The sequence below is a fragment of the Streptomyces sp. M-16 genome, assembly GCF_052114405.1.
GTDB lineage: Bacteria > Actinomycetota > Actinomycetes > Streptomycetales > Streptomycetaceae > Streptomyces.
This window is the reverse complement of sequence record NZ_JBFRER010000111.1, coordinates 1-13,807: the sequence shown is the minus strand read 5'-3', so window position 1 is coordinate 13,807 and position 13,807 is coordinate 1. Positions and strand designations below refer to the sequence as shown.

Here is a 13,807-nt window from a genome sequence, read left to right as displayed (position 1 = left end):
GGAACGTGTTCTAGTCTGCCGCGCATGGGCATCGGAATCACGCAAGAGCAGCGGGAGTTGGCCGACGCCGTGCGCGGCTGGGTGGGGCGGGCCGTGCCGCCCGAGGAGGTGCGCAAGCTGCTCGACACCCCGCCGCGGACCGGTGAGCGGCCCGGCTACTGGGACGGGCTCGCGGCGGCCGGACTGCTGGCGCCGCACCTGGAGGGCGGAACCCTGCTGGACCTGGCCGTCGTGGTGGAGGAGGCCGCCCGGGGGGCGCTGCCCGGGGCGTTCCTGCCGAGCGCGCTGGCCTCCGTACTCCTGGACCGGGCCGGGGCCGAGCCGCTGGAGGGCCGGGTCGGGGCGGTCGCCCTGGGGCCCGGCGGCGTCACCGCCGTCGCCGTCGAGGAGGGCGGGTACCTGCTGGACGGGCTCGCGCCGCCCGTGCTGGGCGCGGGCGAGGCCGACCTCGTACTGGTCGCCGCCGAGGCCGGGCACGGCACCCGCTGGTTCGCCGTGGACGCCGCCGCGCTGGACGTCCGTACCCACGAGGGCGCCGATCCGACCCGGCCCACCGCCGAGGTGCGGGCGCGCGGGGTCATCGTCCCGGCCGGCCGGCTGCTGGAGCTGGACGCGGACCTGGTCCGGGACCTGGCCTGCGTCCTGTTCGCCGCCGACGCCTGCGGCACCGCCGCCTGGGCGGTGCACACGGCCGCCGAGTACGCGAAGGTGCGCGAGCAGTTCGGGCGGCCCATCGGACGGTTCCAGGGCGTCAAGCACCTGTGCGCCGACATGCTGGTCCGCCTGGAACAGGCCCGCGCCCTCGCCTGGGACGCGGCGAACAGCGCGGACGAGAGCCCCCGCGTGCGTTCCCTGGTGGCCGCGCTCGCCGCCGGGGCCGCCCTCGACGCCTCCTACTCCTGCGCCAAGGACTGCATCCAGATCCTCGGCGGCATCGGGCGGGGGGGGGCGCGCGCCGCGAGCTGCGGCTGGAGCTGCCCGAGGCCGCCGAGGCGTACCGGGAGGGCGCCCGCGCCGCCGCCCGGGAGGCGAGCGGCCTCGGCCCGGCCGCCGCCCGCCGGATCCTCGCCCCGACCGGCTACGCGGCCCCGTACCTGCCCCGCCCCTACGGGCTCGGCGCCGGACCCCTCCAACAGCTCGTCGTACAGCAGGAACTGAAGGCGGCCGGCGTCGCGCTCTCCGACCTCGGCATCGCCACCTGGGTCGTGCCCTCGCTGCTCGCCTACGGGACCGACGCGCAGCGCGAGGTCCACGTCCTGCCCACGCTGCGCGGGGACACGACCTGGTGCCAGCTCTTCTCCGAACCGGGCGCCGGATCCGACCTGGCCTCCCTGCGCACGCGGGCCGAACGGCTGGAGGACGGCTCCTGGAGGGTCAACGGCCAGAAGGTGTGGACGAGTTCCGCGCACACCGCCGACTTCGGGATCCTCCTCGCCCGCACCGACCCGGCCGCCCCCAAGCACAAGGGCCTCGGCTACTTCGTCGTCGACATGAAGAACACCCCTGGCATCGACGTCCGCCCCCTGAAGGAGATCACCGGCGAGGCCCTCTTCAACGAGGTGTACTTCGACGACGTCCTCCTGCCCGCGGACGCCCTCGTCGGAGCCCCGGACGGAGGCTGGAAGGTCGCCCGCAACACCCTCGGCAACGAACGCGTCCACATGGCCGACCAGATGACCTTCGACACCGGCCTGGAGGCGCTCCTCGCCCGCGCCGCCGACCTCGACGGCTCCTACCGGGCCCGGATCGGCGCCCTGGCCGCCGAGGCCCACGCCCTCGCCTGCATCGGCCTGCGCACCACCCTCCAGCAGGTGTCCGGGCTGGAGCCCGGCGCGGGCGCCTCCGTACGCAAACTCGTCCAGACCCCCCACCAGCAGCGGACCGCCGAGCTCGCGCTCGAACTGCTGGGCCCGGCGGGCGCGGTGCGGGAGGGGGCGGGGGAGCGGGCCGTGCACGGCATGCTCATGTCCCGCTGCCTGACCATCGCCGGGGGCACCACACAGGTCCAGCTCAACGTCGTCGCCGAGCGCATCCTCGGCCTCCCGCGGGACTGAAGGGGAAGGGAAGGCACCACATGAAGGCCTACATCGTCGGCGTCGGCATGACGAAGTTCGAGAAGCCGGAATCGCGCGACTGGCAGTACTGGGACATGGTGCGGGAGGCCGGCGCGGCGGCGCTGGCCGACGCGGGCGTGGACTACGGGCTCGTCGAGCAGGTGCCCGTCGGCTACTGCTTCCAGGCCTCCACCGCGGGCCAGCGGGCCGCGTACGAACTGGGCCTGACCGGGGTGCCCGTCTACAACGTCAACAACAACTGCGCCACCGGTTCCACGGCCCTGATGATGGCCCGCCAGTTCGTCGAGGGCGGGCTGAACGACTGCGTCCTGGCCCTCGGCTTCGAGAAGATGAAGCGCGGCGCCCTCGGCGGCGGCGCCGACGGGGGCGACTTCAAGACGTCCCCGGTCGCCCGCCACTACGGGATCATGGCGGCCGGGCACGGCTTCGAGATGTCCCCGCCCACCGCGCAGATCTTCGGCAACGCCGCCCGCGAGCACATGGAGCGCTACGGGACCACGGCCGCGCAGCTCGCGGCGGTGGGCGCCAAGAACCACCGGCACTCCGCGGACAACCCCAACGCCCAGTTCCAGGACGTGTACACGGTGGAGGAGATCCTCGCCGCGAAGACCATCCACGACCCGCTGACCAAACTCCAGTGCTCACCCACCTCGGACGGCGCGGCGGCCGCCCTGGTCGTCTCGGAGCGGTTCGTCGTCCGGCACGGGCTGCACGACAGGGCGGTGGAGATCGTCGCCCAGGCCATGACCACCGACACCGCGGACAGCTTCGGCGGCTCCTGCATCGACGTCGTCGGCAAGCCCATGACCGCCGCCGCGGCCCGGCGGGTCTACGAGGCCTCCGGCCTGGGCATCGAGGACGTCGACGTCATCGAGCTGCACGACTGCTTCTCCGTCAACGAACTCCTCACCTACGAGGCGCTCGGCATGTGCGCCGACGGGGCCTCCGGCAAGCTCGTCGAGAGCGGCGCCACCACCTACGGCGGCCGCTGGGTCGTCAACCCGTCGGGCGGTCTGATCTCCAAGGGGCACCCGCTGGGCGCCACGGGCCTCGCGCAGGCCGCCGAGCTGGTCTGGCAGCTGCGCGGCGAGGCCGGCGCCCGGCAGGTCCCCGGAGCCGGGGTCGGGCTGGCGCACAACATCGGGCTGGGCGGCGCGGCGGTGGTCACCCTGCTGCGCCGCTGACGGGCCCGCCCCGCCGGGCCCGCCCCGCCCCGGCCCCTGCCCGCCCCGGCGAGCGGCGGGGGCGGGCAGGACGGGCAGGGCGCCCCGCGGGGGCGGCGTGTCAGACGCCCACCAGGGCCGGCATCAGGCGCAGCGCGTTCTCCCGGTTCACGGCCCGGCGCAGCGCCGGGGTGAACGCCGGGTCGGCGGCCAGCGCGGGCACCGCGACGTCCGTGACCACGGAGGCCGGGCAGGCCGGCCAGTCGCTGCCGAAGAGGATCCGGTCCGGGGACACCGTGGCCAGCAGGGTGCCCGCCGGGGACAGCGGGCCGGCGGTGTCGTAGTAGAAGCGGTGCAGGTGGTCCCGTACGGCGGCGGGTTCCACCGGCGGGTCGAAGGAGTGCGCGAAGGCCTCCAGCCGGGCCGCGATGTGCGGGAGGAAGCCGCCGCCGTGCGGCAGGATCACCGACAGGTTCGGGAAGCGGTCCAGCGTCCGGTTGCGGATCATGTTCGCGGCGGCGCGGGTGGTGTCGAGGAGGAAGTCGCACAGGAAGTTCGGGAGCCCCGGCACGGTCGCCGCGCCGGGCGGGGTGCCGGGCGGGCCGCCGGGCAGGTTGTGCGGGTGGGTGTCGACGACCGCCGACCGCTCGTCGAGCTCGGCGAAGATCCCGTCGTAGGAGGGGTCGCCGAGGTAGACGCCGCCGTGGTTGGCGGTCACGTTCACGCCGACCGCGCCCAGCTCGTCCAGGCCGTACCGCAGCGCCCACGAGGACACCTCCGGGTCCTCCAGGAACAGCGGGGTGTGGAAGACGAACCGCCCCGGGTGCGCCCGGACCACCTCCACCGCCGCCCGCAGGGTGACCGTCGTCGCCTCGCGCAGTTGCGCGGAGCTCTCGTAGCGGGCGTACATCATCGGCTTGAGCACGGCGGTGGCGATTCCCGCCCGGTCCATCAGCCCCAGCGCGGTCTCCGCGTCCCAGCGCGCCCACGGTGCCATCGCCTTCGGGTTCACCAGCCCCCGCCGCTCGGCCCACTCGCGCCAGGCGGGCGCGCAGAAGTGGTGGTGGACGTCGATCACGGCCCGGCTGCCGTCGTCCTCACCGCCCGCCGGGTCCGCCGCGTCCGGCCGTGCCGTTCCGCCGGCGGTGATACCGACCGCTCCGTATTCCGGCATGCGCGCATTCCCTTTCATCGGGCGCGAAAATGGGCTCACCGCACACCCTAGGGCGGGCTCCGGCCGCTTTCCGGCGGACATTCCCCGGAGGGAGCTTTAGGCTCCGAACGGGTCAATGCGGTTTCGTCCACGACGCGCCCGGGGAAAGGAGCCGACTGTCCGTTCCGGGAAATGCGAAAGGTTTCTGCGCGTGACGACTGAACCGACTGCGGCGGTGAACGACGGCCTCGCGCTGGGCGAAGCGGTGAAGGCGGCGACCCTGAGTACGCCGGAATACCGGCAGTGCCCCCATCCGGTCTACAAGGTCCTGCGCGAACAGGCCCCCGTCGCCCGGCTCGTCCCCCGCCACGGGGTGGACACGTACCTCATCACCCGCTACGAGGACGCCCACGCGGCCCTCGCCGATCCGCGCATCGGCAAGGACATGCACGAGGCCATCGACCTCTACCACGCGCTCTTCGGGGACGCCTGCGAGACGCTCGACGACAACCTCCTCTTCGCGGACCCGCCCCGGCACACCCGGCTGCGCCACATCGCGAAGACCGCGTTCACCCCGCGCCACGTCAAGGACCTGCGCCCGCACATCGAGGAGCTCGCGAACGACCTCCTGGACCGGTGCCCGACGGACAAGCCCGTGGACCTGATGAAGGCCTTCGCGCTGCCGCTGCCCGTCATGGTCATCTGCGAGCTGCTCGGCATCGTCGGGGTCGAGCGCACCGAGGTCCTGAAGTGGTTCTCGGTCGTGACGCGCTCCCGGTTCAGCAAGGACATGAAGGAAGACCTCGTCGAGGCCGAGCACTGGCTGCGGGACTACTTCACCGAACACATCCGGTGCACCCGCGCGAATCCCACGGACGACTTCCTGACCGTCCTGGTGCAGACGCGGCACGAGGAAGAACCGCTGACCGACGACGAACTCGTCTCGATGATCTGGGTGCTGCTCTTCGCCGGGCACAAGACGACCACCCTGCAGATCGGGAATTCCGTCTTCAACCTGCTCACCCACCCCGAACAGCTGAGGGCGCTGCAGGAGAACCGCGAACTCCTGCCGCAGGCCATCGAAGAACTCCTCCGCTACGAAGGCTCCGTGGAAACCTCCACCTTCCGGTACGCGCTGGAGGACGTGGAAATCGGCGGAACGCTCATTCCGCAGGGCGCGATCGTGCAGATCGCCCTGACCGCCGCCAACCGCGACCCGGAGAAGTTCCCCGCGCCGGACACCCTGGACATCACCCGCGAACACCTCCAGCGCGAACACCTCGGCTTCGGCTTCGGCCCCCACTTCTGCCTGGGCGCCCCGCTGGCCCGGCTGGAGCTGGAGATCTGCCTCACCGCGCTGCTCGACCGCTTCCCCGACATGGTCCTGGCGCTACCGGACTCCGACGCCGGGGACTGGCTCAAGGGGCCGTTCCCGGCCTTCCGGGGGCTGGAGAAGCTGCCCGTGGCGCTGGACCCCTCGCGGACGGTCGACGACTGGACCGCCCCGGCTCCCGGGCCGGGCGCCTGACACCGGGCGCCCCGCGCCCCGCCCCGTGGGGAAGGCCCTCCGCCGCAGCCGGCGGCGCAGGGCCTTCCCGTACGCGCGCCCCGGCCGCGCGCCCGGGCCGTGCCCCGCGCTACGGGACCCGTCCGCCACGGCCCGCGCGTTACGACCCCGCGCGCTACGGGACCCGTCCGCTACGGGCCCGCGAGGGCCGGGTCCACCACCGTCTCGCCCGTGGCCGCGCGGCGCATGCACTCGGCCAGCTCCGCGACCGGCCCGTCCCGCAGGACCAGCCCCGCGGCGCCCGCCGCCAGGGCCGCCTCCCACAGCCCGGGGTGCGCCGAGCCCGTGGCGACCAGGACCCGGCACTCCGGATCGTCCTCCAGCAGGGCGGTGACCGAGGCGAGGTCCTCCACCAGCGCCACCGCCGGCCGGGCCGTCGCGGAGGTGACCACCTCGATGTCCGGCTGGAGGCCCAGATGGACCGCGAGGGCCGGGTTCGGCGGGTCGAGCAGGACGCGCAGGGAGCGGGCGGGCCGGTGCGTCACGGGCATTTCGTCCACCGGCGCAGCGTAACGCCCCCCACCTGGGCCAGGTGGCAACACGCCACCCCGTCGCCCGATCTGACGTGAAGTCAGGAGTCTTCCCAAGTGATCGGGCGTGCGTTATACATTCCTTCAACCGGCGCTAGAACGCGTTCTAGAACGGTTCCGCGTACGACCTCGGTGCGGCTGACGGTGCGGACGGCCGCACCGAGGTCTTCCAAGGCAGCGGTGCTCGCGCAGGCCGCGGCGCCCCGACCCAGGGAGCAGCATCCCCATGCCGATCGATGCCGCCAAGGCCCTCGCCGCCGAACCCCGCCGGGGGGACATCGGCTGGGACCACAAGGACATCCAGCTCTACCACCTCGGCCTCGGTGCCGGGCTCCCGGCCACCGACCCCGACGAGCTGCGCTACACCCTGGAGTCCAAGCTCCACGTGCTGCCCAGCTTCGCGACCGTCGCCGGCGCCGGCATGGCCATGCTGGGCGGCCTCGCGGCCCCCGGCATCGACGTGAACCTCGCCGCCGTCCTGCACGGAGGGCACTCCATCGAGCTGCACCGCCCGATCCCCGTCAAGGGACGGGCCACCTCCACCTCCAAGGTCGCCGCCGTCTACGACAAGGGCAAGGCGGCCGTGATCGTGCTGCGCTCCGAGGTCGCGGACGCCGACGGGCCGCTGTGGACCAGCGACGCGCAGCTCTTCGTCCGGGGAGAGGGCGGCTTCGGCGGCGAGCGCGGGCCCTCCGTCAGGGCCGAGCAGCCCGAGCGGGCCCCCGACCGCACCGAGGAGCGCACCATCCGCGAGGAGCAGGCCCTGCTCTACCGGCTCTCCGGGGACTGGAACCCCCTGCACGCCGACCCGGAGTTCGCCAAGCTGGCCGGCTTCGACCGGCCGATCCTGCACGGCCTGTGCTCGTACGGGATGACCCTCAAGGCCGTCGTCGACACCGTCCTCGGCGGCGACGTCTCCCGGGTCCGCGCCTACCGCACGCGCTTCGCCGGGATCGTCTTCCCCGGCGAGACGCTGCGCATCCGGATGTGGCGGGAGACCGGCCGGGTCCTGGTCTCGGTGACCGCCGTCGACCGGGACGACGCTGCGGTCCTCGCCGACACCGTCGTCGAACACGCGTAAGACAGTCCGACCTGCGACCACAGAAGGAGCCGCACCGTGCGCGCAGCACTGCAGAGCGAGATAGGTCAGGACAAGCTGGAGGTCGTCGACGACATGGAGGCCGTGGGCCTGGGCCCCGGCAAGGTGAAGATCCGCATCAGGGCCACCGGCCTGTGCCACTCCGACCTCTCCGCGATGAGCGGCGTACTGCCGCAGCCGGCCCCCTTCGTCCCCGGCCACGAGGGCTCCGGGGTGATCGCCGACGTCGGCGACGGGGTCACCCACCTCCAGCAGGGCGACCGGGTCCTGGTCTGCTGGCTGCCGCCCTGCGGGCACTGCGCGGCCTGCAAGCGCGGGCAGGGCCACCTCTGTCTGGAGAGCCTCGTCAACGCGGGCACCCCCAACTTCCGGCGCGCGGGCGGCGACGTCTTCGGCTTCGCCGCCACCGGTACCTTCGCCGAGGAGCTCGTCGTCGACGCCAAGTGCGCCGTCCCGATCCCCGACGACGTGCCCTTCGACATCGCCGCCCTCATCGGCTGCGGCGTCACCACCGGGCTCGGCGCCGCCATCAACACCGCCGAGGTGGAGGCCGGTTCCTCGGTCGCCGTCATCGGCTGCGGAGGCGTCGGCATCTCCGTCATCCAGGGCGCCAAGCTGCAGGGCGCCGCGCAGATCGTCGCCGTCGACCCCGTCGCCTCCCGGCGCGAGGCGGCCCTGCGCTTCGGCGCGACGGAGGCCGTGGCCCCCGAGGCCCTGGACGACGCCAAGAACCGGATCACCTCCGGGGAGGGCTTCGACTACGTCTTCGAGGTCGTCGGCAAGTCCGCCACCGCGCAGACCGCCTACAAGACGACCCGCCGCGGCGGCAGCGTCGTCATCGTCGGCGCGGGCGCCCTCGACGACACCTTCCAGGTCGACATGTTCTCGCTGTTCTTCGACGAGAAGAAGATCCTCCCGTCCATGTACGGGGGCGGGGACGTGCTCCGCTCCTACGAGCGCACCATCGCCCTGTGGCGGGCCGGCCGGGTCGACCTGGAGAGCCTGATCACCCACCGGGTCCAGCTCGCCGAGATCAACGACGCCCTCGACCAGATGCGCACCGGCGTCGCGCTGCGCACCTGCATCGAACTCTGACCCGCTCTGAGAGGAATCCGGTAGATGTCACTGCCACTTGAGGGGCTCAGCGCCGTCGTCACCGGCGCCGGCCGGGGGCTCGGCCGGGCCGAGGCGATCGAACTGGCCCGCCTCGGCGCGAGCGTGGTCGTCAACGACTTCGGCCAGGGCGGCCGGGACGGCTCGGGGGAGGCGTCCGCCGCCCCGGCCGAGGAGGTGGCCGCCGAAATCCGTGCGGCGGGCGGACGGGCGGTGGCGCACCTCGGTGACGTGGCCGACTTCGAGCAGGCCCGGGACCTGGTGGAGCTGGCCGTCTCCCGGTTCGGCAGGCTGGACGTCCTCGTCAACAACGCGGGCATCCTGCGGGACCGGATGATCTTCTCCATGTCGGAGGAGGAGTGGGACTCGGTGATCCGGGTCCACCTCAAGGGTCACTTCAACACCACCCACTTCGCCGCCGCGCACTGGCGGGAACGCTCCAAGGCGGCGGGCGGCCCGGTCTACGGCCGGATCGTCAACACCTCCTCCGAGGCCTTCCTCGGCGGCTCGGCGGGCCAGCCCAACTACGCGGCCGCCAAGGGCGGCATCGTGGGCCTGACCACCTCGACCGCCCTGGCCCTGGCCAAGTACGGGGTGACGGCCAACGCCATCTGCCCGCGCGCCCGCACCCGGATGACCGAGGACGTCTTCGCGGGCTTCCAGGAGCCGGAGGAGGGCAAACTCGACGCCCTCGCCCCCGAGCACGTCGCCCCGCTGGTCGGCTACCTGGCCTCGCCGGCCTCGGCGAAGGCCAACGGGCAGCTGTTCGTGGTCCACGGCGGGATCGTGGTCGTGATGGAACGCCCCAGGGTGGCGGCCAAGTTCGACACCGCCAAGGAAGCCTTCTCCTACGAGGAGCTCGACGGGCTCCTCACCCCGCACTACGACTCCCGCCCGCCGAACGAGACCTTCGCGGCCGCCGAGGTCCTGGGCCTCAAGCACGGCTAGGCCGACGGGGGCGCGTCGTCCCCGTCGGTGAGGAACCACACCTGGCGCAGATCGGCGGGTGCCAGGGGGCCGAGACCGAGGAGGTCCGGGTCGTCCCGGACCTCCTCCCAGAACTCCGCCTCGGTCGGTGCGGTCCCCAGGACCATCCACGGCGCGCCGTACCCCGTGCGCGCCACCCACACCCCGAGCCGGCGGCGGCCGGAGCCGTACAGCTCCTCTCCGACGGGTGCCTCCTGCATCTCGGCGACCAGGCTCGGCGTGTGCCGGTGGGGGCATCCGGACCGCAGGTGCTCCTGCTCCCAGCGGGTGGTGAGCCGCCGCGTCGCCGAGTCGGCGGCGGCGTCGGCGGCGTCCAGCGCCCCTTGATCGGCGTTCGCGGCGGCGGGCCGGACCACGCGCACCAGCAGGTCCTGCCCGCAAGGCCGGTAGCTGAAGAGTCTGAAGAGGTCGATCTGGCTGCCCACGCGGCCATTGTGCCCGTACGGCGCTCCCGGGGCTCAGCCCAGGGGGGCCTGCTGGAGGGGGACCGGGCGCAGGGGCGGGGCCGGGGCGGGGTCCAGGCGGACCGGTGGGGGCGGGGACGCGGGCTGGCTGAGGCCGACGATCCCGCAGGGGACCTCCGGGGTGGCGTACGGGAGGTGCAGCCGGCCCTGCGGGGTCCACAGGCCGGTGCCGAGCCAGCCCACCGGGGCGCCGAGCCGGAAGACGCCGCGGTCGGCGGGCCGCCACAGCGCGATCTCCGCCCCGCCGATCCGCAGCGCGACCCCGCAGGTCTCCGGCATCAGGGCCTGGCCCGGCTGCACGGCGAAGGGGTGCGCGTCCGCGATGCGCAGGCACTCCGGGAAGCGGACCGGGCGGGCACTGCCCAGCACCCCCCAGCCGAGCCGGGGATCGCCCGGGGCGTCGGAGCGGATCAGCAGCAGCCCGCTGTCGGGCGCTGCGAGCAGGAGCCGGTCGTCGCTGTGCTCGGCGATCTGGAGCAGCGGGCTGACCTCGCCGCCCCGCTCCAGGTCCACGGCGACGGCCTTGGTCCGGCCGTCCAGCTCGCGGTCCAGGGACAGCAGGCGGCCGACCCGGTCCAGCCACACCCCGCCGGAGCAGCGCCCCGGCAGGACGGCGGCCCGGCGCGGCCCGCCGGGGGCGCCGGCGACCTGCCAGACGGTGCTCCGCGCGGGCCCCACCGCCAGGGCGTAGGCCCCGTGTCCGTCGGGGGAGGGCGGCAGCAGGCGGACCCGTACGCCCTCCTCGGCGGGCACCGCGCCCAGCTGGAGCTCCCCCGTGCGCGGCCCGGTCGCGGCGCCCGACGGGTAGAGCAGCGCGAACGCGTGCCGGTCGGCGACGCGGCGGTGGATCAGCACCCGCCCGTCGGTCAGCGCCAGCACCTCGCTGTCGGCCTCCTCCGGCTGCGCGAGCGGCAACGGCACCGCGTACGGCTCGGGTCCCCCCAGCGTCCACCGCTCCGGGTAGCGCGCCTGCCCCTCCCCGGCCAGCCGCGCGGCATACGCCCCGTCGGCGGCGATCGTGAACGGGGCGGTCGTCGTGATCTCGATGGCGCAGACAGTCATCCGGGCCGTCACCTCCGGATCAGGAAGCTAGTTTTCGATGCTCCCGGGGTCGCGCACGACTCGGCGGGCTTCACACGTACGGGTGGCCGCGAGCCGATTCGCCGGTGGCGGGGGGTGTGGCTGTGCTGTTCCAAATCGGGGCGTTTGGGGTCAGAGGGCACCCGGCCCCGCCCGACGCCCCCGCGCGCCACCACCGCCCGCCCCGTCCCGCAGCCCCGCCGGGGGAGGAAGCCCGAAAAGATGGAGACGGTAACCTTGGCCCGTGCCCCGTCTCTCTGAAGTCATCGCCGCGCTGGACGCTCTCTGGCCCCCCTCGCGGGCCGAGCAGTGGGACGCCGTCGGCACCGTCTGCGGCGACCCCGATGCCGAGGTCACCCGGGTGCTCTTCGCCGTCGACCCCGTACAGGACATCGTCGACGAGGCGGTGGAGCTGGGCGCCGACCTGCTCGTCACCCACCACCCGCTCTATCTGCGCGGCACCACCACCGTCGAGGCCGGCACCTTCAAGGGCCGCGTCGTGCACACGCTGATCAAGAACGACATCGCGCTGCACGTCGCCCACACCAACGCCGACACCGCCGACCCCGGTGTCTCCGACGCCCTCGCCGGCGCCCTCGACCTGCGCGTCACCGGCCCGCTCGTGCCCGACCCCACCGACCCGGCGGGCCGCCGGGGCCTCGGCCGGATCTGCGAGCTGGACCACCCCGAGACCCTCCGCGCGTTCGCGGCCCGCGCCGCGTCCCGGCTGCCGTCGACCGCGCAGGGCATCCGCGCCGCGGGCGACCCGGACGCGCTGATCCGTACCGTCGCCGTCAGCGGCGGCTCCGGCGACAGCCTCTTCGAGCAGGTCCGCGCCGCCGGCGTGGACGCCTTCCTCACCGCCGACCTGCGCCACCACCCGGCGTCCGAGGCCCGCGAGCAGAGCCCGCTGGCCCTCGTCGACGCCGCCCACTGGGCCACCGAGTGGCCCTGGTGCGAGCAGGCCGCCGCGCAGCTCGACGCGATCTCCGAGCGCCACGGCTGGGGTCTGCGGACCCATGTCTCGCGCACGGTCACCGACCCGTGGACGGCGCACGCGCCGTCCGTCACCTCCCCCTCTATCTCTGGAGCCCCCAACTGAACGCCGAGCCCGCCGACCAGATCCGACTTCTCGACGTCCAGGCCCTGGACGTCCGGCTGTCTCAGCTCGCCCACAAGCGCAAGTCGCTCCCGGAGCACGCCGAGGTCGACTCCCTGACCAAGGACCTCAGTCAGCAGCGCGACCTGCTCGTCGCCGCGCAGACCCAGGCCAGCGACGCCGCCCGCGAGCAGACCAAGGCGGAGCAGGACGTCGACCAGGTCCGCCAGCGCGCGGTCCGCGACCAGCAGCGGCTGGACTCCGGCGTCGGCATCTCGGCCCGGGACCTGGCGAACCTCCAGAGCGAGGTCGTCTCCCTCGCCAAGCGGCAGGGCGACCTGGAGGACGTGGTCCTGGAGGTCATGGAGCGCTTGGAGGCCGCGCAGGAGCGCGTCACCGGGCTGAAGGAGCGGGTCGCCGCCCTGGAGGCCAAGCTCGTCGACGCCACCGCGCGCCGCGACGCCGCCACCGGCGAGATCGACACCGAGGTCGCGAAGATCGGCAAGGACCGCGAGGTCATCGTCGGCTCCATGCCGGCCGACCTGATGGCCCTGTACGAGAAGATCCGCGTCAAGCAGGGCGGCGTCGGCGCGGCCCGCCTGTACCAGCGCCGCTGCGAGGGCTGCCGCCTGGAGCTGGACATGGCCGAGGTCAACGAGATCAAGGCCGCGGCCCGCGACCAGGTCGTCCGGCACGAGAACTGCGGCCGCATCCTGGTCCGTGCGGCGGACTCGGGCATCTGATGCCGCGTTTCGTCGTGGAGGCGGACGGCGGTTCCCGGGGCAACCCGGGTCCCGCCGGCTACGGCGCGGTCGTCCTCGACCCGGCGACGGGGGAGACCCTGGCCGAACGCGCCGAGTTCATCGGCGTCGCGACGAACAACGTCGCCGAGTACAAGGGCCTGATCGCCGGCCTGAGGGCGGCGCGTGAGCTGGCGCCGGACGCGACGGTCCTGGTCCGGATGGACTCCAAGCTCGTCGTCGAGCAGATGTCGGGCCGCTGGAAGATCAAGCACCCCGACATGAAGCCGCTCGCGGCGGAGGCCGCGAAGGTCCTTCCGCGCGCGCAGGTCACCTACGAGTGGATCCCGCGCGAGCGCAACAAGCACGCCGACCGGCTCGCCAACGAGGCGATGGATGCGGGCAAGCGCGGCGCGCAGTGGGAACCGTCCCGCTCCACGGCCTTCGCCGCCGCCCCGCCGTCCGGTCCCCCCGGCGACGCGACGAAGGGTGCGGCGGCCGTCCGCGCCGCGATGGCCTCCGGCGGTGCCACGGGAGTCCGCGGGGCCGGGGCAGCCGGGGCGGACACCCTGTTCGGCGACCTCACCGAGCCGGAGTCCGAGCCCGAGTCCGACGTCTCCGCCGACGCCGCCGCGGCAGCCGCGCAGGCCCGCGCGGCGGAAGCGGAGGCCGCGGCCGTTCGCGCCGCCGCCGTGGTGGCGCGCGACACCGACACGCTGTTCGGCGGGGCCGGGGCC

Annotated in this window: 12 protein-coding genes and 1 pseudogene; 9 read left to right on the top strand and 4 right to left on the bottom strand. The window is 73.9% G+C overall.

All coding sequences use genetic code 11. The features are described 5' to 3' along the window. The first annotated feature begins 24 nt into the window (after nt 1-24). Nucleotides 25-2,054: pseudogene (locus tag AB4039_RS33650) on the top strand (acyl-CoA dehydrogenase). A gap of 20 nt (nt 2,055-2,074) precedes the next feature. Then, nucleotides 2,075-3,259 (top strand): lipid-transfer protein, encoded by a 1,185-nt coding sequence (locus AB4039_RS33645; protein WP_266838778.1) that lies wholly within the window; start codon nt 2,075-2,077, stop codon nt 3,257-3,259. Between the two features lie 100 nt (nt 3,260-3,359). Here AB4039_RS33645 and AB4039_RS33640 read toward each other — a convergent pair whose 3' ends face one another. Next, entirely contained in the window at nt 3,360-4,412 is a 1,053-nt protein-coding gene (locus tag AB4039_RS33640) for an amidohydrolase family protein (RefSeq protein ID WP_442272547.1), read from the bottom strand. A 190-nt stretch (nt 4,413-4,602) separates the two neighbouring features. Between AB4039_RS33640 and AB4039_RS33635 the strand changes: the two genes are divergently transcribed. Then, on the top strand, nt 4,603-5,919 hold the full coding sequence (locus tag AB4039_RS33635) for a cytochrome P450 family protein (protein ID WP_442272546.1): 1,317 nt from the start codon (nt 4,603-4,605) through the stop codon (nt 5,917-5,919). Between the two features lie 170 nt (nt 5,920-6,089). Here AB4039_RS33635 and AB4039_RS33630 read toward each other — a convergent pair whose 3' ends face one another. Further along, nucleotides 6,090-6,449: a DNA-binding response regulator gene (locus tag AB4039_RS33630; RefSeq protein ID WP_266841600.1), complete on the bottom strand. Its 360-nt coding sequence runs from the start codon at nt 6,447-6,449 to the stop codon at nt 6,090-6,092. Between the two features lie 265 nt (nt 6,450-6,714). On the opposite strand from AB4039_RS33630, the gene AB4039_RS33625 reads away from it, so the two are divergent. Genes AB4039_RS33625 through AB4039_RS33615 form a run of 3 tightly spaced genes read left to right on the top strand, consistent with a single transcriptional unit; the run spans nt 6,715 to nt 9,648 of the window. Further along, nucleotides 6,715-7,569 carry a MaoC/PaaZ C-terminal domain-containing protein gene (locus AB4039_RS33625; protein WP_266838775.1) on the top strand — a complete coding sequence of 285 codons (855 nt, stop codon included), beginning with the start codon at nt 6,715-6,717 and terminating at the stop codon, nt 7,567-7,569. A gap of 36 nt (nt 7,570-7,605) precedes the next feature. After that, nucleotides 7,606-8,682 carry a Zn-dependent alcohol dehydrogenase gene (locus tag AB4039_RS33620; protein WP_266838774.1) on the top strand — a complete coding sequence of 359 codons (1,077 nt, stop codon included), beginning with the start codon at nt 7,606-7,608 and terminating at the stop codon, nt 8,680-8,682. 24 nt (nt 8,683-8,706) lie between these two features. Continuing rightward, nucleotides 8,707-9,648 (top strand): 3-oxoacyl-ACP reductase, encoded by a 942-nt coding sequence (locus AB4039_RS33615; RefSeq protein WP_442272545.1) that lies wholly within the window; start codon nt 8,707-8,709, stop codon nt 9,646-9,648. On the opposite strand, the gene AB4039_RS33610 is transcribed toward AB4039_RS33615, so the two are convergent. Together AB4039_RS33610 and AB4039_RS33605 are read right to left on the bottom strand one after the other, a co-directional pair. Further along, the gene (locus tag AB4039_RS33610; RefSeq protein WP_266838772.1) at nt 9,645-10,112 is read right to left on the bottom strand and encodes a hypothetical protein; all 468 of its coding nucleotides are present in this window, start codon (nt 10,110-10,112) and stop codon (nt 9,645-9,647) included. The two genes, AB4039_RS33615 and AB4039_RS33610, sit on opposite strands and share 4 nt — an antisense overlap. Before the next feature lie 33 nt (nt 10,113-10,145). After that, nucleotides 10,146-11,213 carry a hypothetical protein gene (locus AB4039_RS33605; protein WP_266838771.1) on the bottom strand — a complete coding sequence of 356 codons (1,068 nt, stop codon included), beginning with the start codon at nt 11,211-11,213 and terminating at the stop codon, nt 10,146-10,148. A gap of 262 nt (nt 11,214-11,475) precedes the next feature. On the opposite strand from AB4039_RS33605, the gene AB4039_RS33600 reads away from it, so the two are divergent. The 3 genes from AB4039_RS33600 to AB4039_RS33590 all read left to right on the top strand — a co-directional run. Continuing rightward, nucleotides 11,476-12,333 carry a Nif3-like dinuclear metal center hexameric protein gene (locus AB4039_RS33600; protein WP_266838770.1) on the top strand — a complete coding sequence of 286 codons (858 nt, stop codon included), beginning with the start codon at nt 11,476-11,478 and terminating at the stop codon, nt 12,331-12,333. After that, nucleotides 12,330-13,073 (top strand): CT398-like coiled coil hairpin domain-containing protein, encoded by a 744-nt coding sequence (locus tag AB4039_RS33595; RefSeq protein WP_266841598.1) that lies wholly within the window; start codon nt 12,330-12,332, stop codon nt 13,071-13,073. The genes AB4039_RS33600 and AB4039_RS33595 overlap by 4 nt, the downstream gene beginning before the upstream one ends. After that, a partial coding sequence (locus AB4039_RS33590; protein WP_442272544.1) for a reverse transcriptase-like protein occupies nt 13,073-13,807 on the top strand: 735 nt, incomplete at its 3' end. The genes AB4039_RS33595 and AB4039_RS33590, both read left to right, overlap by 1 nt.

What these genes read in the sequence shown, in the direction of transcription:
- AB4039_RS33645 (WP_266838778.1), top strand. Translation starts at nt 2,075, where the DNA reads ATGAAGGCCTACATCGTCGGCGTCGGCATGACGAAGTTCGAGAAGCCG.
- AB4039_RS33640 (WP_442272547.1), bottom strand. Translation starts at nt 4,412, where the DNA reads ATGCCGGAATACGGAGCGGTCGGTATCACCGCCGGCGGAACGGCACGG.
- AB4039_RS33630 (WP_266841600.1), bottom strand. Translation starts at nt 6,449, where the DNA reads ATGCCCGTGACGCACCGGCCCGCCCGCTCCCTGCGCGTCCTGCTCGAC.
- AB4039_RS33625 (WP_266838775.1), top strand. Translation starts at nt 6,715, where the DNA reads ATGCCGATCGATGCCGCCAAGGCCCTCGCCGCCGAACCCCGCCGGGGG.
- AB4039_RS33615 (WP_442272545.1), top strand. Translation starts at nt 8,707, where the DNA reads ATGTCACTGCCACTTGAGGGGCTCAGCGCCGTCGTCACCGGCGCCGGC.
- AB4039_RS33605 (WP_266838771.1), bottom strand. Translation starts at nt 11,213, where the DNA reads ATGACTGTCTGCGCCATCGAGATCACGACGACCGCCCCGTTCACGATC.